Genomic DNA, 18,842 nt, shown 5'->3' with positions numbered 1-18,842 from the left:
GCGTTTCAATGAGGGGAAAGCGTCAAATGCTGGATTGGGACAAGCTCCGCATCTTCCATACGGCTGCCGAGTCGGGGAGCTTTACCCACGCGGCTGAAAAGCTGGGCATGAGCCAATCTGCGGTCAGCCGTCAGATTTCGGCGCTTGAAGACGATCTTGGCCTGAAGCTGTTCATTCGCCACGCCCGCGGTCTTGTGCTGACCGAAGTGGGCGAACAACTCTTCCGCACCGCCCACCGCATGCATTGGGAACTCCAGCAGGTGGAAACCCAGATGTCGGAGAGCCAGGATGATCCCACCGGCCCGCTGATTGTCACCACCACCGTGGGCATCGGCTCGGCGTGGCTCTCTTCGCGTCTTGATGAATTCCTCAATCTTTATCCGCTGATCCAGCTTGAAATCCGGCTCAACGACGCCGAGCTTGATCTGGCGATGCGCGAAGCCGACGTTGCCATTCGCCTGCATCGGCCCAATCAGTCCGAAATGATTCTGCGCAAGCTGTTCACCGTGCACAATCACTTCTATGCCTCCAAAGACTACATTGCCGAGCACGGCATGCCCAAGGATGTCGAGGATCTCGATAATCACCGCATCATCAGTTTTGGTGAACCGGTGCCCTCCTATCTGGGTGACATCAATTATCTTGAACGCTTTGGCCGCGCCGACAATAACCCGCGCCGCGCCGCACTCAAGGTCAATGCCATCTACGGCATGATGCAGGCGACCCGCGCCGGCGCCGGCATCGCGATGCTTCCCGATTACGTTACCGAGCAGGAAGACAATCTGGTTCAGGTCTTCAATGAAATCCAGATCCCGGAATATGAAGCATTTTTCGTCTATCCGCCGGCCCTCAAGAACTCCAAGCGCGTTGGGGTTTTCCGCGACTTTCTGGTCGCCAAGGCCCGCGAGTGGAGCTTCTAGGGAGCACCTGTAATATGGCACACCTTCCCACTGAGCGCATGGCTGCCATAACGATGTGACCAATTGATAGGCACATAGCCCAGTACTATATCACCGTCACACAACGAGCTGTTCCCTCCCTCCCTTCTAGCTCGTTGCGTTCCCTCCTGTGGAGCCTGCTCCACACAGAAAAGGCCTCGTTCCCCTCGGACGAGGCCTTTTCTTTTGCGGCGATCAGGCCCGAGTTCAGCCCCCGCAAAAAATGCATGGCTGGCATGACCAACCGCCTCTTGCAACTTTCCGCCTCGTGGCCCATTTAGAACTTGTTGCTGAGACGCGCCCCGTATTCTCCTCCCTCGGGTCGCTGTATCGCAACATCGGGTCGTGATCGTATCCTCCTCCCTCGATCAAGGCCCATTCGGTAAGGCGCATATCCTCCTCCCTTGCGCATTACTTTTACTTGAGATTTGGCTTCGGCCGCTCATCAGGCTCCACTCTTAGAGTGGAGCCTCTTTTTGCCCGCTTCCCAGCGCCGCGACTTGACAACTTGTCGCTGCAAAAAACGCATGGCTGACATACCCATAGCCCCATTGCTGACCGATTGGTCAAAACCTATATTGGCCACGTTGACGCGACGTCCTCCGCATCCTCCTCCCGCGGACCACGTTGCCCAACGACCGGGTTTAAGTCGTATCCTCCTCCCTCGACTTGGGCCCACCCGGCAGACGGCATATCCTCCTCCCTTGCCCGATGCCGCCACTTTTGATCGGCTCTGTCGATCACCAGCCCTGCTTTCGAGCAGGGCTTTTTTTTGCCCTGTTTCAGCTCGATCCGCATAGCTGATCTTCCGATTGCGCGTTTGTGCTGGACGACGATCTCAACGATAGTCGCATTGACATTCCGGCAGCCATTGGCGCCGAACCGGAAAGGTTTGATGCTTAGGTGTCAGGCCCCTTGGCCTCGCCCATCCCCTCGGGCGAGGCCTTTCCTTATGGGTTTGTGGGCCGTGTCAGGGCGCTCTAGCTGATCCCGGCGCAAAACGCCTGAATGCGGCGTACTGCTTCTTCCAATTCGCTCGTCGCCGCCGCGTAGCTGAGGCGGAAATGTCCCGGCAGGCCAAACGCCGTGCCATGCACCAGCGCCACGCCGGTCTCCTCGAGCAGCGCCATCACAAAATCCTCGTCCGTCTTGAGCACCGCGCCACCCGCACTGGATTTGCCCAATAGGCGCTGACACGACGGAAACACATAAAACGCGCCCTGCGGGGTCAGGCAATCAAGCCCGGTATTGGCATTGAGCCCCTTGACCACCAGATCGCGCCGTTGCTGAAACACTTTGCGCCATTCACCCAGAAAATCCTGCGGCCCGTTGAGCGCTTCCACCGCCGCCCATTGCGAAATTGAGGTCGGGTTGCTGGTTGACTGCCCCTGCAGCTTTGTCATCGCCTGCAACAGCGGGCGCGGCCCGGTGCAATAGCCGATCCGCCAACCGGTCATCGCATGGGATTTGGAAACCCCATTCATGGTCAGGGTGCGTTCGATCAGCTTCGGTTCCACCTGCGCGATGGTGGCAAATTCACCCCCGTCATAGACCAGCGCCTCATAAATATCGTCGGTTAGAATATGTACCTGCGGATACTTGAGCAGCACATCGGCCAGCCCGCGCAGGTCGTCAGCCGAATAAGCCGCCCCGGTGGGATTCGATGGAGTATTGAGTATGAGCCACTTGGTTTTGGGCGTAATCGCTGCGTCCAGAACCTCGGGCGACAGCTTGAAACCCGTGGAAGCCTCGGCCACGGCAAACACCGGCTCGGCTCCACACAAGCGCACGATTTCGGGATAGCTCACCCAAAACGGCACCGGCACAACCACCTCGTCGCCGGGGTTGAGCGTTGCCATCAATGCATTGAAAATGATCTGCTTGCCGCCCGAGGCGACAAAACAGTCCGCCGCCGTTACGTTCAGCCCATTGTCGCGCGAAAATTTGGCGGCAACCGCCTCCTTGAGTTCAATGATGCCATCGACATTGGTGTAACGCGTCTTGCCCGCGTTGATGGCTTCAATTGCCGCATTGCGCACATGCTCGGGCGTATCAAAGTCCGGCTCACCCGCCGACAGGGCAATGATATCACGTCCCGCCGCCGCCAATTGCCGCGCCTTCTGGCTAATGGCAATGGTTGCCGATGGCTCCACACGCCCCAAAGCTTCCGACAAAAAACCCATCATCGCCTCCTGATAATGGGTTCTGATAGAACGCGCCCCGAAATTGGGCAAGCTATGCCCGCCAAATCAGCGACTCTTGACCTCAACAATTTTGCCGCTCTCCAGCGGCACCCGGATCCGACCGACCCCGTCAACACGTATCGGCCGGCTAATGGCGCTGGGCAAGCCCGCTTCAAACAGCGCCCGAACGCCCTTGGCAAAGCTGAAGACGGTCACGCTGCGGCGTGCCTGAGCGGGTAATACCAGGTCAGCGATCCCATCACCATCGACATCTCCGACGCCCGCCAGGCTTAAATCGCGCGAACCGATGAAATGGCTCGAATAGCCGCCGACCGGTTGAAACAGCGAAACCAGTTTGCCCTTGCGGAGCGCCAGAACCTCAAGAATTCCCCCTATATGCGGCGTTTTGACAATCGCGATCTGCGCCCCGCCCGCACCGGTAAAATCAGCAATCCCGGCAATCGAGAGCCAGCGATGCGTCCGCCCCAGCGGGGCCGTTGCGCCCACCCCCTCAAGGCCAGATGCGCCGATCCGATAAACTGCAACCGCTGCACCAGCCTTGATCGTGGTGCGGATGGCGATGACTTCGTTGCGCCCATCCCCATCAAGATCCGCCAACCGTGGCGTAATATCTTCAAAAACCTGGGATTGCGGCAAATCCAGTTGATAGCGTTGCCCGCCAGCATCCTCCGCCACAAGGCTTCCTGCCTCGATGGCATCGCCCAATATCCCGTGATCATAGCGATCCGTGGGGTTGGCATACCACGCCCTGACAGCCCCCTGTCCACGCGCCGCGGCCACGTCGCCATCGGGCAACCGCGCCTGTGCCTTGATGCCAACCGCGCTCAACGCCAACAGCACTAGCGCCCCCGCAATCCGCAATTTCATGACGTCTCCATTCGAGCGCGTCTCACGCGCCAATCCCCTGCTCACGCTTCAGCGCTACCCCAAGCACGCGCCAGCCATCGCTTTCCTTGCCCATCTGGTAAAGCGCCTCATAGAGCCCATAGTCGGGGCCGACAAACTTGACCACCTGCACAACCAGCGCATCGCTGATTTTCTGGAAATCACCAAAGCTGTGCGAGCGCGATTTTATGATCGGCGCGTAGCCGGAGCGCTCGATTGCGGCGTAAAAATCGTCAGGATTGGCGAAACTTTCCTTGAACTTGAGTCCCGCCACCGCCAGCGCAGCAGCACTGTCACCGTACCGAAACGCCTCAACTTGCTGAGTGACCACCGCCTGCCAGGGCGTGTCATCCGTTGTGGATTGGGCCAATACTAATCCGGAAAAAGAAAATAGCATCAATGCAATTGCAAGCACGTAACGCATCCCAGCCTCCTGCCAGTTGATGTCTGAACGGCTCCAACGGTGGGCTCTGCCACAGTTTTGCCCTCAAATGGTACGCGCATCACCCCGTTCGACACAAACTCCATCCGCATTTGCAGCGTTAGATGGCATCATTGTGAACGCAAGTTGAGACGATCCCATGCACAAATCTACGTCTGGTCAGCGCAAAAGTTTCAAACTTTACGCCATTGCCTCGTCTGCGCTCGTTGTTTGTGGTGCCGTGATGGCGCTGTTGGTTGGGGTTACACCTGCCAGCGCCGCCAGCCTCGCCCGAACCATCGATCCCCAGATCGCGGCATTCATGGTGCCGCTGACCATGCTGGTGTTCGCAATCCTGTTTGAAGTCGCGCGCATAAGCTGGCGCGGCGCTATTCCCAAACAGGCGCCTGCCCCGCGCAATGTCCGCCAATACTGGAAACCAGGACAGGGCGAGGGCTGACCTCCAAACTCCATGGATTAATACTGGGCTGGCGCCATGCCAGCCCTTTTTGCATTGGGCTTGCCGATGGGCCGATAGCGGTGCAAACTCTTTGATGAACATGTGGAGGATTGCATCATGCTTGTAGACACCATTCTGGGCGCCAAGGGCAGCGACGTTAAAACTCTTCCTGCCAGCGCCACCGTGGCCGACGCCGTTGACATGCTCAACACCCACAATATCGGCGCGGTCATTGTTGCCGGAGACGACGGCTCCGTAATGGGCATTTTTTCCGAACGGGACCTTGTGCGTCACCTGGGCAAACAGCCCGCCGATTCCCTGACCAAACCAATATCAGCCCTGATGACCTCAACGGTCGTCACCTGCTCCCGCGACACCAGCATCGATGAGGTGATGGAGCGCATGACCAGTCGCCGCATTCGCCACGTGCCGGTGCTTGAAGGCAGCAAGCTGATCGGCATCATTTCGATTGGCGACGTGGTCAAATTCAAGATCGAACAGGCTGAACGCGACGCCGAAGCCCTGCGCGACTATATCGCCTCCTGATCCGGGGATCGGCGCGCAATCACTTCCCCCAGCGCCAGCGGCGCTGACCGGGGTTTTGCGTCCGTCACCTTACCATCCTTTCCAAACCTTCATCTGGCCGCAAGGCTGGGTATAGCTTGTCCCCGCTAAGGTCGTTCTCGTGCTGGACAGTCCAGCATCCCATGCAAAGGAACGACCCCGATGAAGACCATTCACTCAACCGCCATCATTGCCTTGATGACAGCTGCACTAGGCCTTTCCGCCGTCGCCCCAGTCGCCGCCCAGTCGGCAACTCCCGTCGCCCAGACCAAAGCTGGCGACAACACCAAAATGGCTGATATGGGCCAGCGCGGCAATGGCCAGCGTCAACATGGCAACTTGGCCAATCGCAACGCCCGTGGCGGTGCCCTCGGTGGCCTGCTCAACTTCCGCCGCGGCGCCGAAGGCATTGAAATTGCGGTAGTCAAAATATCCCACGCCATTGATCTGACCGATCAGCAGAAGACTTTGCTGGACGATCTAAAGACCACGGCTTTGGCCGCTCAAGGCAATTTCGCCGCCACAGTCAGCGCTGCCCGACCCGCCGCCGATGCCAACACGCAACCCGATATGGTTGACAGGATCAAATCTCGCGCCGCGATTGAAACCGCCCATGCCGATGCACTGACCAAAGTGCTGCCACGGCTTGAGGCCTTCGCCGATAGCCTGACCGACGAACAGAAAACCAAGCTTGCGCCCCAACGCCGTGCCGGTGAAAACGGCCGCCAGATGGGTCGCGGCGATGGCAACCAGCGCCACGAGGACCGCAACCGCCAGCATGACAGTGACCGTCGCGGTGCGCCCGAAGTCACCAACACCGTAGCCCCCACTGATGCCCCAGTCATCAACGGCTAACTGACAATAGTTCGGCTGCCGGTTCCGTCCCTCCTGCGGACCCGGCACGCCGTCACCCTGCGCGCGCTGAACCTCCCCCTCAGCCAGCGCGCATAACGGTCCTCGGCCCTCAACGGCCGGGGATCGCTGCATCTGGGTTGCCTCATTCGGACACACCGATTACCAATCGGTAACTGCTCAATGGAACCAACCGATGCCCCTTTCCTCCCTACCGCTCGATTCTGCCCGCGTTCGCGCCAATTTTCCGTCATTTGACGAACCGTCTCTGGCCGGTCAGGCATTTTTCGAATGTGCGGGCGGCTCTTACACTTCCCGGCAGGTGCTTGATCGTCTCGAAGGCTATTATCGCCGCACCAAGGTGCAGCCCTATGGAGTCTTTCCCGCCTCAATTGTCGCCAGCGAGGCCATGGATCTGGCCTTTGAGCGCATGGCAGAGGCCTTCAATGTCTCCCCTGACTGGATCCACATCGGCCCCTCCAGTTCCGCCAACACTTATGTGCTCGGTCAGGCCTTTGGCGCCTGGCTCAAGCCCGGCGACGTCATCATCGTCACCAATCAGGACCATGAGGCCAATACCGGCACCTGGCGACGCCTGGCCGATCGCGGCATCATCGTGCGCGAATGGCAAGTCGATCCCCAGACCGGACACCTTGATCTGGTCGATCTGGATGCCTTGCTCGACAAGGACGTCAAACTGATCGCCGCGCCGCACTGCTCCAACATTGTTGGTGAAATCAATCCGGTCGCCGATATTGCCGCCCGCGCCAAGGCTGTAGGCGCCCTCACAATCATCGACGGCGTCAGTTACGCCCCCCACGGCCTGCCCGATCTGCAAGCGCTCGGCGTCGATATCTATTTTTTCTCCGCCTACAAGGTTTATGGGCCGCATCAGGGCGTCATGGCCATTCGCCCCGAGTTGGCGGCACAATTGCCCAATCAGGGGCATTATTTCAACAATGACAAGCCCCGCTACCGCCTGACGCCCGCTGGCCCCGACCATGCCCAGATCGCCGCATGCGCTGGTATCGCTGATTATCTCGAAGCCGTCGCCGGACTGGCCGATCCCGCCATTACGGGCGAAAACCCGTTCCGCCGCGCCCACACCGCCATGCGTGCCCAGGAAATCGCGCTGGCAACGCCGTTGCTGAACTATCTGGCCAACAAAAATTCGGTACGCCTGATTGGCCCGAAAAATCCCGCCGACCGCGCCCCAACCATTTCAATGGTCCTGCGCGAACCGGGTCGCGACGTGGCAACGCGATTGGCCCGGCATGGCATCATGGCTGGTGCTGGCCATTTCTATTCCTATCGCCTGCTTGAAGCCCTCGGGATTGCGCCTGACCATGGCGTTCTGCGCCTGTCATTTACCCACTACACCACCCCGGCCGAAATCGACCAGTTGATCGGCGCGCTCGAAGCCGAACTCGCCTAGATCAACGTTTCATTTGGGAGCATGGGAGGCTTGGAATTCAATGTCGATCTGTGCTCTACAGCCAATCATGTCTGTTATGTGAGCCGCCATGACCCGCCCTCTTGCCACCCTCCTGCTCCTTGCCTGCACCATGCTGTGGGGTTTTGCCTTCGTGGCGCAAAAGTCGGCCATGGATTCAATGGGACCGCTGACCTTTGCCGCCGCCCGTTATTTGTTGGGCGGCCTCGTCATCATGCCGTTGGCCCTGTTCGAGCATAAGCGCAAGAAAACCCCGCTGTCGCCTCGCCACTGGGGTCTGGTCATGGTCCTGAGCGTGGTATTTTTCCTGGGCTCATGGCTGCAGCAGGAAGGCCTGATTTCGACAACCGTCACCAATGGCGGCTTTCTCACCGGGCTTTATGTGTTCTTCGTGCCAGCTATCGCCTTTATCGTCATGCGCACCAAACCACATCCCGTGGTGCTGATTTGCGTACCGCTGGCACTGGTGGGTATTTACTATCTGAACGGTGGCGGCCTCGACAGTTTCAACCTCGGCGACGGCATCATCGTCTTCAGCGCAGTTTTTTGGGCCTGTCACGTGCTCATGCTCGGCTACATTGCCCGCGCCACCGGCCTGCCGATTTATGTGTCCGCCATCAGCTTTCTAGCGGCGGGCCTGATGGCGCTCGTCTTCGCTCTGGTGCTTGAACAACCCAATATCGCGGCGCTGCAGGCCGGCTGGATCCAGATCGCCTACACCGGCATTCTCTCCACCGCCGTTGCCTTCACCTTCCAGGCCATCGGCCAGCAATATGTCCCCTCGGCCAACGCTGCCATCATCCTGTCAGCCGAAAGCCTGTTCGCGGCCCTTGGCGCAGCGGTGGTGCTGGGCGAGCGCCTGCCGCTGGTCGGCTATTTCGGCGCCAGCGTGCTTTTCATCGCCATTGTTGTGGTCGAAACCGTGCCAGCAGTGCTTGAAAAACGGCGGCTTCGCGTTTCCGCCGCCGAAATCATGCACCCCTGACCGCTACCCGTTATAGCGGTACATCTGGTAGGTCCGGCAGATAATCCCCAAAAAGCAGCCGCGCAAACTCATCTGGTCCGGGCCAACCATGGTCACGGTCCCGCGCGCCTGATGGCCATAAAGACTAAGCGTACCCCGCCATTTGGCCGAGCCAACCAGCGGAATTGTGTCCAAGATCATCGTGTTGAGATAGGGCCGATTTTCCGGCGAATCCCCGCCATTGCCCAGCCACACCAGCGTCGCACACAGTCTGGTACCGTCATCGCCACACAGTTTCACGTCATAACGTGAATCGCGGCTCTCAATTTCCCAGCGCCCCTCGGGGTTTAGTGTTTGCGCCGCAACCGGCAGGCCAGCCATGGCAATTCCCATCATGGCCATTGCGGCAATAATCAATGTCTTCATCACTCTAATTCTCCGGCTTTTGGCGGCTAATCTTGCAACCAATTTTGGCACCGCTATGATACCCCCGGCCAAATCGGCGGCGTCACGCTGTCGTCACAGATAATGGCTAGCTTATGAACCGATCCTGAACGTTCCCAAGACGTCTGGATCGAAAGCCTGCCCCGCACGCCAAAGGTGCCGCGCATGGCAATTTCCAGGAGGTCGGGTTGCCATCCCGCCTCTTGTCCGGCATTGACCGGCCTCTGACCGCCCGCGCCCTGGGCGGTCTTTTTTTGTGGACCCACGCGCTTTATCCTCGCCACCTCGCCCCTGCTCCGCAATAACAGAACCGACAAGGCTGGCGGACGAACATGGCAAAACTCTATTTTTCCTATTCCACAATGAACGCGGGCAAATCAACGCTTTTGCTGCAGGCCGCCTACAATTATCGCGAACGCGGTATGCGCCCGCTGCTGTTCACCAGCGCCAAATATGCCGAAGGCGGCGTCGGTCGGATTCATTCGCGCATTGGCATTTCCGAAGTCGCCGAGCTTTATGACGAAAGTGTCGATCTTTATCAGGTGATCAAGGATCACATTGCCGAAGCCAAGGTCGATTGCGTCTTTGTTGATGAAGCCCAGTTTCTTAATTACGACCAGGTCTGGCAGCTTGCCCGCGTGGCTGACCGGCTCAAGGTGCCGGTAATGTGCTTTGGCCTGCGTACCGATTTTCGCGGACAATTGTTTCCCGGATCGTCCGAATTGCTGGCTATCGCCGATACCCTGCGCGAAATCCGCACCATCTGCACCTGTGGCGCCAAGGCGACCATGGTGGTACGCCAGAGTCTGGATGGCCGCGTTCTGACCGAAGGCGAACAGGTATCGGTCGAAAAATCGGCCTATGTTTCCCTGTGCCGCAAACATTGGGAAGAAGCCATTGGCCGCTGGCCCGTGAAAGGACCCGAATGATGCAACCCAACGGCACCGAGCCCACCGGCCAACTGACCATCCGCACGCTCGCCATGCCCGCCGATACCAACCCTGCCGGGGACATTTTCGGCGGCTGGGTCATGAGCCAGATGGATATTGCCGGCGCCATCGCCGCTGTTGAACGCGCACATGGCCGTGTCGTGACCGTTGCCGTCGAAGCCATGACTTTCATTGCCCCGGTCAAGGTCGGCGACATCCTGTGCGTCTACACAACCGTTGAGCGCGTCGGCACCACCTCCATTACCATTGCGCTCGAAGCCTGGGCCCGCCGCAATCGCCTCGACGACCGCGTCAAGGTAACTGACGCGCGCTTTGTCTATGTGGCGCTGGGCGAGGACGGCAGCAAGCGCGCCATACCTTCGGCGTGATTGTGGGTTTTGTTCAGCCAGCGTTCAGCTGACCTGCGTCATATCTGGCACAGAGCCCGACAATGCGGCTGACTATGGGGAATCCTATGAAAACCTTCCGCCACGCCATCACTGCCATTCTAGCCACCGCCACCCTTTTGGCCGGCGCCGCCGCCGCTCTTGCCGCTCCCGGCCAGATCACGTCCAATGTCAATGTCCGCACCGGCCCCGGCACCAGCTATGCCATCGTTGACATGCTGCGCATCGGCACCAGTGTTGAGGTAACCCAGTGTCGCGACAATTGGTGTTATGTTTCGGCCAATCGTACCGCTGGTTGGGTTTCAGCAGACTATATTGGCCAGCCCCGCCCGCAACGGCCAACGCCGACCCAACCCACCACGCCCGGTTTCAATTTCGGCATCCAGATCGGCCCCGATGGCGAGCGCAGCTTCAATTTCGGCATCAATCCGCCTAACCAGCCCGGGCCACAGCGTCCCCAACGTCCGCGTCCGCCGCGTCCGCAGCCACAGCCCGTGCCCCTGCCACCACCCGTCGATGATATCGCCCAGGCCTGTTTTTACAGCGGCCAGAATTTTTCCGGCAACAGCTTCTGCGTCGAGGAAGGCGAAAGCGTTCGTGCCCTGCGACCCAATTGGAACGATCGCATTCGTTCGGTCGAACTGTTCAATGGCGCCACAGTCGACATCTGTACAGACCGCAACTTGTTCGGCACCTGCCAAACCCTTAATCGCAGCCGCAGCCGCCTTGCCCGCCAGATTGATCGCGATATCAGCTCGCTTGAAGTCTATTGATCAAAACCCGATATTTTGGCCGCCAGTACGATGCTGGCGGCCAACGGCGTTCCACCTCACTGGAACTCTTTCCCAACTTTCCCCGTTGCTACCCTCACAGAAACGATGCTGCAATTCTGCCATGGTTCAAATGGCGCCCATGCAGCACATCAGGAGCTACCAATGAGACGCCAGACCCGTAAACTGCTGCTGAACATCGCCACCGGGATCGCCGTAGCCATGGCCGCCACGGTTGTTTTCCTGCCCGCAACCCAGGCGGCACAGGCCCAGGCAACGGCAAACGTCAATGTGCGCTCGGGCCCTGGCACCAATTACCGCGTTGTCGATACCTTGGTGCGGGGCACCAGTGTCGAGGTCGGCTCCTGCAGTCGCAATTTCTGTGAAGTGCGTAACCGCCGCACCTCAGGGTGGGTATCGGCCAGCTATTTGAGCCGCACGGGCGGCAATAATGGGCAACCCAGTGTCAACTTCGGATTTTCCGTTGGCCCTAACGGCCCGTCCTTCAGCATTGGCACCGGCAATCAGCGTCCGCCGGTCGTGCGCCCCGTTGATCGCGACGTCTGTTTCTATGACCGCAGCCGCTATCGCGGCCAGAGGTTCTGCCTCAGCCGCGGCCAGAGCCTGCGCAATCTGGGCGATTTCGCCAATCGCATATCCTCAATCCGCAATCCTGCTGGTTTGCGCGTGGATGTCTGCGCCCGCCCGCGCTTCCGCGATTGCCGCACCTACACCACCAGCGCTTCCAATCTGCGCAACTTCAACAATACGATAGTGTCGGCCCGCGTCCGATAATCTTCCTCCCCGGAAAAGGCATCGCTTCGGCGGTGCCTTGATCAAATTTAGGACTTGGAGAACACAAGACCAGCCGTTACTCTGGCCCCAAAGCTGCTGCAATATGGAGCCAAGATGATGCATCGCGTATTCGCCCGTTCGGCCAAAGTCTTTTTCTCTATACTGGCGCTCCTGGCTCCATTACTCTTGAGCCAGCCCGCAAGCGCAGCGCCTCCATACGGGTCCGCCGCCTGGAGCACCACCCCGCTTCTCTTGCAGGCAGGCCCCGGCAATCGCTATGCCGCCGTCGGCACCATTCCCGAAGATAGCGCCATTCGCGTCGAACGCTGCTCTATGCGCTGGTGCAAGGTGCGCGGCAGTGGTCAATATGGCTGGGCACCCCAACACGCGATCACATTTGGCCAGACTTCGGCCGATCATTGGTCCGGTCCCCGCCTGAACTACGGCTCTGGCGGCAGCGTCTGCCTTTACACCGGCACCAACTATACCGGTACCTCCCTGTGCGCCAGCACCGGACAAGTGTTCCGCGACCTCGTGTTCTGGGGCAACGACAATCGCTATTCCTCGATCAAGGTCAATGGCACCGCAGGTGCCACGGTTTGTCGCGACGCCTATTTCTCTAGTTATTGCGCTCGCATCGTCAAAAGCCAGCCGGTACTCAACACCTACCTCAACAACAACGTATCTTCGATCCGAGTCTATTGACTCCAAAGTAAATCGCCGGGCCGGTGTCAATCTGAATGAAATGCTGGTCCCGATAAACATCGCGTTCAGAACGAGTTCAGCCCAATTCCTGTTTACTGCTGTTCATCAACTTGGCTCACTTATGAGCCTTGAACAGTCAAAACAGGGATTTGAACAATGATCAACAATCGCAAGACTATCGTTTCGAGCATCGTCGCCATCGCAATTCTGGGCACAACCGGCGCAGCGCTTGCTGCCGCCGCTGTGGCAACCACAGCGGTCAACGTCCGCTCCGGCCCCGGCACCGGCTACGGCATCGTGGATAGCCTGCATGCCGGCGAAACCGTCGATGTTGAAGGCTGTAACGGCTCCTGGTGTAAAATCCAGCACATTGGCCCCGATGGCTGGGTCTCAGGCAACTACCTTGCTGCCACAGGTGGCGGTGGTGGCGGCGCGCCAGCGCCAGCACCGGAGCCCGACATTCCGTTCAACTTCGGGGTGACAGTTGGCCCCGGCGGACCGTCCTTCTCCTTCGGCCTGGGCGATGCGCCACCACCAGCTCCGGTCCCAGTTGCTGCCAAGGTCTGCTTTTACAAGAATTCCAACTTCGGCGGCGCCAACTATTGCGTCCAGGCCGGGAAGGTAAAGGGCCATCTCAGCGCCGGCTGGAACAACAAGATTTCGTCGATCAAACTTTTCGGTGGCGCCCAGGTGCAGGTCTGTAAGGGTGTAAATTATGCCGCTGGCTGCCGCACACTGACCGGCTCGAAGGCCCATCTGGGTACGTTTAACAACAAGATCACCAGCTATCAGACCTGGTAGATTTTCGGCCCTGAAGACAACAACGTCGCCCCTTGTGGGCGGCGTTTTTGCTGTGGCCCACTAAATATCCTCGTGATGAAATCCGACCGCGCCCTCGCGGCCGGTCTGGCCGCGATGCCGCAGAAAATGGTCGGCTAAAACGCACGCCATCATCGCCTCACCCACCGGCACCGCCCGAATACCAACACACGGATCGTGCCGCCCCTTGGTGACAATATCGGTATCGCGATTGTCCGTCGTGACCGTCTGGCGCGGCGTGATGATCGACGAGGTCGGCTTGACTGCAAACCGTACCACCACCGGATCGCCGTTCGAAATCCCGCCCAGAATGCCACCGGCCTGATTGGACAGAAAATAGGGTTTGGACTGTCCGGCGCGCATCTGGTCGGCATTATCAATGCCCGTCAGGCTCGCTGCTTCCATTCCCGCACCAATTTCCACGCCCTTGACCGCGTTGATACTCATCATTGCCGCCGCCAGGTCAGAACTGAGCTTGCCATAAATCGGCGCGCCCCACCCGGCAGGGACATTTTCTGCCACAACTTCAATCACGGCCCCCACCGAATTGCCTTGCTTGCGAATATCATCGAGATAGTCCGCCCACAGCGCAGCCGCCTTGGCATCGGCGCAAAAAAACGGGTTCTGACCGACCTGTTCCCAGTCAAAATTGGCATAGTCGATCTTGTGCGGTCCAACCTGCACAAGGCTCGCCCGGATATTGACATCCCCCACCACAAGCCGTGCAATCGCGCCCGCCGCCACCCGCGCAGCCGTTTCGCGCGCCGATGTGCGCCCGCCGCCACGATAATCGCGTATGCCATATTTCTGATGATAGGTATAATCAGCATGGCCCGGGCGATATTTGTCCCGAATTTCCGAATAGTCCTTGGAGCGCTGATCGGTATTTTCGATCACCAGCGAAATTGGCGTCCCCGTGGTGCGGGGGCCATCGGTGCGCTCGTCTTCAAACACCCCCGACAGAATTTTGACCGCGTCCGCCTCGCGCCGTTGCGTGGTGAATTTGGATTGCCCCGGCTTGCGCCGGTCAAGATCGCGCTGAATGATCTCCGGGGTCAATGTCAGGCCCGCCGGGCAACCATCCACCACGACGCCCAACGCTGGTCCGTGACTTTCGCCCCAGGTGGTAAAGCGGAACATCTGGCCGAATGTATTGAACGACATTGCAAAAAACCCTTTGCGCGAGATAGGGCTTTCTAGGCACCGCCACCGCTAAGGTCAATTAGCCCTTGGCGCCTGCCACATCATCCCAACCGATGAACTCGACTTTGCCCTCATTGAAATGCAGGATCACATCCTGCGGCGGCGACCAGTTCAGAATTTTCTCGATCGGGGCGTGCTCGATCAGAACCCGCAATACCCGCGCAATCCCGCCATGGGCCACCACCACCGATGGGCCGCCCATGCTCAGGGCAAAATCACTGAGCCGCGCTTCCACATCGACATAATTCTCCCCGTCCTCGGGGCGAAATTCCCAATAGCTGGCGTCGCGCTGTCCCGGAGGAACCGCCAAATGCTGGTCCAGTTCCTCATGCAAAAGCCCTTCGAGCGCCCCGAAAGAAATCTCCACCAACCGCTCATCAATGATGATTTCGGGCAAATCTGCTTTGATCGAGGCGCGCACCCGTTCCATGGTTTCGCGCGTCCGCCCCAAAGGCGATGCGTGCCATTCCAGCCCCGCCGGATCGACCTGCCGCGCCTCAAGTAGCGCCGCCAGTGTTCGCCCGTTCTGGTCGGCTTGCCCCTGTCCTTTTTCGTTCAGCGGAATATCGCGTCGCCCCTGATAGCGGCGCTCCGCATTCCAGGCGGTTTCACCATGGCGAATAAAATAGACCTCGGGCCAGACCAGGGCAGTCATAACGGGCTCACTTGGTTGGGTATTGGATGCGTTTAGCGCACCGATATTACAGCAAAACGACTATTCGGCAGCCGGGGTATCCTGATCCATCAGCTTCATACCCACGACATTAAAACCAGCGTCCACATAATGGATTTCCCCTGTAACGCCGCTCGACAGATCACTGAGCAGATAAAGCGCTGAACCGCCGACCTCGTCGGTCGTCACATTCTTGCGCAGCGCCGAATTGGCTTCCTGCCAGTGCAGCATGTCGCGAAGCCCGGAAATGCCAGACGCTGCCAGCGTCTTGATCGCACCCGCCGAAATCGCATTGACCCGAATGCCCTTCTTGCCCATGTCCACCGCCAGATAACGCACCGAGGCCTCCAGCGCCGCTTTGGCCACACCCATCACATTGTAATTGGGTACATATTTGGCCGCGCCATAATAGGTCAGCGTCAGCAGCGATCCGCCCGGATTGAGCAACGCTTCGGCACGCTTGGCCACCGCCGTAAACGAATAGACCGAAATATTCATCGTCAGCGCGAAATTGTCGGGGCTGGTGTCAATGTAGCGCCCTTCAAGCTCATCCTTGTTGGAAAAGCCGATGGCATGAACGACAAAATCGAGATTGCCCCAACGATTCTTGATCTCGGCAAATGTCATGTCCATTGCCGCTTCATCACTGACGTCGCATTCGACCAGAAAATCGGAACCAACTTCAGCGGCCAGCGGTTCCACCCGGCGCTTGAGCGCTTCGCCCTGATAGGAAAAACACATTTCCGCGCCCTGCGCATGCAATGCCTTGGCAATGCCCCAGGCGATTGACCGATTGTTCGCCAGCCCCATGATCAAGCCGCGCTTACCCGCCATCAAACCATTGGCCATCGTAAATTCCTCATTCCTGTTTGTCTCGCTTGTGCCACAGGCCGCCCAGACCGGCAAGGTTTCGCTTTTCCCAATCCCCGTCGGCGATTATGGTGCGCCCATGTCATTGCCCACTTCCCAAATTGTCGACGCGCTCACCCGGATTACCGGCGCCGCGCACCTGATTACAGCGCCCGAACAGATGGGCCCCTATCTCAACGAACCGCGCAAGCGCTTCCACCAGCCAGCACTCGCGGTTGTCCTGCCCGGCACCGTGGCCGAAGTGCAGGCCATCGCCCGCTTTGCCAACACCAGTGGAGTGGCGCTGATCCCCCAGGGCGGCAATACCGGTCTTGTCGGCGCCCAGGTCCCCTTGAGCGGGCACGAGGTGATCATTTCCCTCTCCCGACTCAATGGCGTGCGCCATATTGATGTCGCCGCCGGCACCATGACCGTTGAAGCCGGTCTCATCCTTGAAGAAGCCCACAATGCTGCCGAAGCCGAAGGGGCCATGTTCCCGCTGTGGATTGCCTCGCAAGGCTCGGCCCGCATTGGTGGCGTCCTCTCTTCCAACGCTGGCGGGGTCAACGTTTTGGCCTATGGCAATGCCCGCGAACTCTGCATGGGCGTTGAAGCGGTCCTGGCCGATGGCCGCCTCTATAACGGCCTCAACTCTCTGAAAAAAGACAATACCGGCTATGATCTCAAGGATCTTCTGATCGGCGCCGAAGGCACCCTTGGCATCATCACCGCCGCCACCCTTAAAATTTTCGCCCAGCCCGAAGATTATGAAACAGCGCTGGTCAGCCTCAAGTCGCCCGAGGCGGCGCTTACCCTTTTTCAGGCCATGCGCGAACGCACCGGCGCGCGCCTCAATGCCTTTGAACTGATCCCCTGGATCGGCCTCGATATTCAGTTGCGCCACAATATGCTCGATGCCGATCCAACCGCAGACACATCGCCGTGGTACGGACTGATCGAAGTCTCGCGCATGAAAGGCGGCCCCACCGGCACGCTGCAGGCAGCACTCGAAACCGCCTTTGAGCAGGAATGGATCACCAATGCCGTGCTCGCTGAATCGCTGGCCGACCGCGCCCGCATGTGGGCCTTCCGCGAACAGATGAGCGAATGCCAGTCCCGCGAAGGCGCCTCGATCAAGCACGATGTATCCGTGCCCATAGCCAATGTCCCTGCCCTGATTGTGGAGGGCACACAGGCTGTTGAAAATCTTGTCCCCGGCATTCGCGCCGTGCCGTTCGGCCATATGGGCGATGGCAATATTCACTTCAATTTCAGCCAGCCCGTCGGGGCCGACCCCAAAACCTTCATGGCCGGTGCAGACCCCGTCCACGCCGCCATTTACGAAATCGTGCTCAAACTCGGCGGCTCCGTTTCAGCCGAACATGGCATCGGCCAGCTCAAGACCGAACTGCTCAAACAGGTCAAGGACCCCGTCGCGCTTGAAATGATGCATGCCATCAAACAGGCGCTCGATCCCAACAACATCCTCAACCCCGGCAAAATGCTGACCTGAGCGCCAGAGCAGTCGAGCTTGACTCACTGTCGCAGTTTATATAACATTCTCGTTATGGAAGAAAATGGTTATACACGCCAACAACCTGATTTGGACGTCATATTCGGCGCCCTGGCCGATCCGACCCGGCGGGCAATATTGTCGCGCTTGGCCGCCGGCCAGGCCACTGTCAACGAATTGGCCGCGCCCTTCCAGATGAGTCAGCCTGCCGTTTCGCGCCATTTGAAAGTTCTTGAAAAAGCCGGCCTGATCCAGCGCGAAGTCGACGAACAACGCCGCCCCGCCCGCTTGCGCGCCGACAATATGGCGCTGGCGGTCAATTGGCTCGACGAATTCAGAGCCTTTTGGGGCACCAGCTTTGATCGGTTGGACGATGTTTTGGCCGACCTGCAATCAAGAACCACCGAGGAACAGAACCATGAGTAAGCTCCCGGAATATCAGCTCGACCGCCTGTTTAACGCCCCCCGCGCCCTTGTCTGGCGCGCCTGGACCGAGCCGGAATTGTTGGCGCGCTGGTATGGCCCGGGGGTGGAAACCATCATTCACCAATTCGATCTCGAGCCCGGCGGCATCTGGCTCAACGAAATGAAATGGGCCGACAAATCCATGAAGAGCAAGGCCCTGTTCATGGAGGTCGAGACCGAACAAAAGCTGGTCTGGCACCATTCCTCAACCGATGCCGATTGGAATATTGCTGCCAATCCGATGATGCCGGATTGGCCACGCACCCTGTTGACCACCGTCACTTTCTCTGACGCCGATGCCGGAACCAAAGTGCGCCTTACCCAGATCCCCATCGACCCGACCGAGGCCGAAATCACCTGCTTTGCCGACAAGATGTCCGGCATGGATAATGGCTGGGGCAGCGGCTACAAGATCATCGACGAGATGCTGGCCGAACAAAAAGCCGGCAAATAGTCGATCCACACCAAAAACCTGACGACGTGCCGCCACCTTGGCAGTTACGTCGCCCCTTGATCGCGCGGCGCGCGC

General features: G+C 59.0%; 22 protein-coding genes. 15 read left to right on the top strand and 7 right to left on the bottom strand.

All coding sequences use genetic code 11. The annotated features are described in order from the left end of the window. The first annotated feature begins 8 nt into the window (after positions 1-8). Entirely contained in the window at positions 9-920 is a 912-nt protein-coding gene (locus tag PSQ90_RS12705) for a LysR family transcriptional regulator (RefSeq protein ID WP_282210663.1), read from the top strand. Positions 921-1,918: 998 nt separating this feature from the next. Here PSQ90_RS12705 and PSQ90_RS12700 read toward each other — a convergent pair. The 3 genes from PSQ90_RS12700 to PSQ90_RS12690 all read right to left on the bottom strand — a co-directional run bounded on the left by PSQ90_RS12700 (position 1,919) and on the right by PSQ90_RS12690 (position 4,451). Then, positions 1,919-3,121, bottom strand: a complete 1,203-nt coding sequence (locus tag PSQ90_RS12700) for a pyridoxal phosphate-dependent aminotransferase (RefSeq protein ID WP_282213063.1) — start codon at positions 3,119-3,121, stop codon at positions 1,919-1,921. Between the two features lie 66 nt (positions 3,122-3,187). Further along, the gene (locus PSQ90_RS12695; protein WP_282210662.1) at positions 3,188-4,009 is read right to left on the bottom strand and encodes a hypothetical protein; all 822 of its coding nucleotides are present in this window, start codon (positions 4,007-4,009) and stop codon (positions 3,188-3,190) included. A 22-nt stretch (positions 4,010-4,031) separates the two neighbouring features. Next, positions 4,032-4,451 carry a DUF4864 domain-containing protein gene (locus PSQ90_RS12690; RefSeq protein ID WP_282210661.1) on the bottom strand — a complete coding sequence of 140 codons (420 nt, stop codon included), beginning with the start codon at positions 4,449-4,451 and terminating at the stop codon, positions 4,032-4,034. A 157-nt stretch (positions 4,452-4,608) separates the two neighbouring features. On the opposite strand from PSQ90_RS12690, the gene PSQ90_RS12685 reads away from it, so the two are divergent. The 5 genes from PSQ90_RS12685 (at position 4,609) to PSQ90_RS12665 (ending at position 8,762) form a co-directional block, all read left to right on the top strand. Next, positions 4,609-4,908 carry a hypothetical protein gene (locus tag PSQ90_RS12685; RefSeq protein WP_282210660.1) on the top strand — a complete coding sequence of 100 codons (300 nt, stop codon included), beginning with the start codon at positions 4,609-4,611 and terminating at the stop codon, positions 4,906-4,908. 117 nt (positions 4,909-5,025) lie between these two features. Beyond that, entirely contained in the window at positions 5,026-5,454 is a 429-nt protein-coding gene (locus tag PSQ90_RS12680) for a CBS domain-containing protein (protein WP_282210659.1), read from the top strand. 180 nt (positions 5,455-5,634) lie between these two features. Beyond that, complete coding sequence (locus PSQ90_RS12675) at positions 5,635-6,327, top strand: Spy/CpxP family protein refolding chaperone (RefSeq protein WP_282210658.1); 693 nt, start codon at positions 5,635-5,637, stop codon at positions 6,325-6,327. Positions 6,328-6,520: 193 nt separating this feature from the next. After that, on the top strand, positions 6,521-7,759 hold the full coding sequence (locus PSQ90_RS12670; RefSeq protein WP_282210657.1) for an aminotransferase class V-fold PLP-dependent enzyme: 1,239 nt from the start codon (positions 6,521-6,523) through the stop codon (positions 7,757-7,759). Between the two features lie 88 nt (positions 7,760-7,847). After that, positions 7,848-8,762: a DMT family transporter gene (locus PSQ90_RS12665; protein WP_282210656.1), complete on the top strand. Its 915-nt coding sequence runs from the start codon at positions 7,848-7,850 to the stop codon at positions 8,760-8,762. A gap of 3 nt (positions 8,763-8,765) precedes the next feature. Here PSQ90_RS12665 and PSQ90_RS12660 read toward each other — a convergent pair whose 3' ends face one another. Continuing rightward, complete coding sequence (locus tag PSQ90_RS12660) at positions 8,766-9,167, bottom strand: DUF2147 domain-containing protein (RefSeq protein ID WP_282210655.1); 402 nt, start codon at positions 9,165-9,167, stop codon at positions 8,766-8,768. Between the two features lie 350 nt (positions 9,168-9,517). Here PSQ90_RS12660 and PSQ90_RS12655 point away from each other — a divergent pair, with 350 nt between their 5' ends. From PSQ90_RS12655 to PSQ90_RS12630, 6 genes are all read left to right on the top strand, one after another. Beyond that, positions 9,518-10,114 (top strand): thymidine kinase, encoded by a 597-nt coding sequence (locus tag PSQ90_RS12655; protein ID WP_282210654.1) that lies wholly within the window; start codon positions 9,518-9,520, stop codon positions 10,112-10,114. Further along, complete coding sequence (locus tag PSQ90_RS12650) at positions 10,111-10,503, top strand: acyl-CoA thioesterase (protein ID WP_407648120.1); 393 nt, start codon at positions 10,111-10,113, stop codon at positions 10,501-10,503. Before PSQ90_RS12655 ends, PSQ90_RS12650 begins: the two co-directional genes overlap by 4 nt. A gap of 86 nt (positions 10,504-10,589) precedes the next feature. Beyond that, positions 10,590-11,294 (top strand): SH3 domain-containing protein, encoded by a 705-nt coding sequence (locus tag PSQ90_RS12645; protein WP_282210653.1) that lies wholly within the window; start codon positions 10,590-10,592, stop codon positions 11,292-11,294. A 162-nt stretch (positions 11,295-11,456) separates the two neighbouring features. After that, a complete protein-coding gene (locus tag PSQ90_RS12640; RefSeq protein ID WP_282210652.1) occupies positions 11,457-12,086 on the top strand; it encodes an SH3 domain-containing protein in 630 nt (209 codons plus the stop codon). 114 nt (positions 12,087-12,200) lie between these two features. Continuing rightward, on the top strand, positions 12,201-12,791 hold the full coding sequence (locus PSQ90_RS12635; protein ID WP_282210651.1) for a peptidase inhibitor family I36 protein: 591 nt from the start codon (positions 12,201-12,203) through the stop codon (positions 12,789-12,791). Between the two features lie 156 nt (positions 12,792-12,947). After that, on the top strand, positions 12,948-13,592 hold the full coding sequence (locus PSQ90_RS12630; RefSeq protein WP_282210650.1) for an SH3 domain-containing protein: 645 nt from the start codon (positions 12,948-12,950) through the stop codon (positions 13,590-13,592). Between the two features lie 60 nt (positions 13,593-13,652). Here the strand turns inward: PSQ90_RS12630 and aroC are convergent, their stop codons facing one another. The 3 genes from aroC to fabI are packed head-to-tail and all read right to left on the bottom strand — an operon-like array spanning position 13,653 to position 16,335. Beyond that, positions 13,653-14,774, bottom strand: coding sequence for a chorismate synthase (gene aroC / locus PSQ90_RS12625; RefSeq protein ID WP_282210649.1), 1,122 nt, complete (start codon positions 14,772-14,774; stop codon positions 13,653-13,655). A 58-nt stretch (positions 14,775-14,832) separates the two neighbouring features. After that, a complete protein-coding gene (locus tag PSQ90_RS12620; RefSeq protein WP_282210648.1) occupies positions 14,833-15,468 on the bottom strand; it encodes a histidine phosphatase family protein in 636 nt (211 codons plus the stop codon). A gap of 60 nt (positions 15,469-15,528) precedes the next feature. After that, positions 15,529-16,335 carry an enoyl-ACP reductase FabI gene (fabI, locus tag PSQ90_RS12615; protein ID WP_282210647.1) on the bottom strand — a complete coding sequence of 269 codons (807 nt, stop codon included), beginning with the start codon at positions 16,333-16,335 and terminating at the stop codon, positions 15,529-15,531. Positions 16,336-16,435: 100 nt separating this feature from the next. Between fabI and PSQ90_RS12610 the strand changes: the two genes are divergently transcribed. Genes PSQ90_RS12610 through PSQ90_RS12600 form a run of 3 tightly spaced genes read left to right on the top strand, consistent with a single transcriptional unit; the run spans position 16,436 to position 18,767 of the window. Next, entirely contained in the window at positions 16,436-17,848 is a 1,413-nt protein-coding gene (locus PSQ90_RS12610) for an FAD-binding oxidoreductase (protein WP_407648218.1), read from the top strand. 54 nt (positions 17,849-17,902) lie between these two features. Continuing rightward, the gene (locus PSQ90_RS12605; RefSeq protein ID WP_282210645.1) at positions 17,903-18,274 is read left to right on the top strand and encodes an ArsR/SmtB family transcription factor; all 372 of its coding nucleotides are present in this window, start codon (positions 17,903-17,905) and stop codon (positions 18,272-18,274) included. Next, positions 18,267-18,767, top strand: a complete 501-nt coding sequence (locus PSQ90_RS12600) for an SRPBCC family protein (RefSeq protein ID WP_282210644.1) — start codon at positions 18,267-18,269, stop codon at positions 18,765-18,767. Before PSQ90_RS12605 ends, PSQ90_RS12600 begins: the two co-directional genes overlap by 8 nt. Positions 18,768-18,842 lie beyond the last annotated feature (75 nt).

It is taken from the genome of Devosia rhodophyticola, from assembly GCF_028816475.1.
GTDB classification, from domain to species: Bacteria; Pseudomonadota; Alphaproteobacteria; order Rhizobiales; family Devosiaceae; genus Devosia; species Devosia rhodophyticola.
This window is presented reverse-complemented; position numbering and strand designations above follow the sequence as displayed.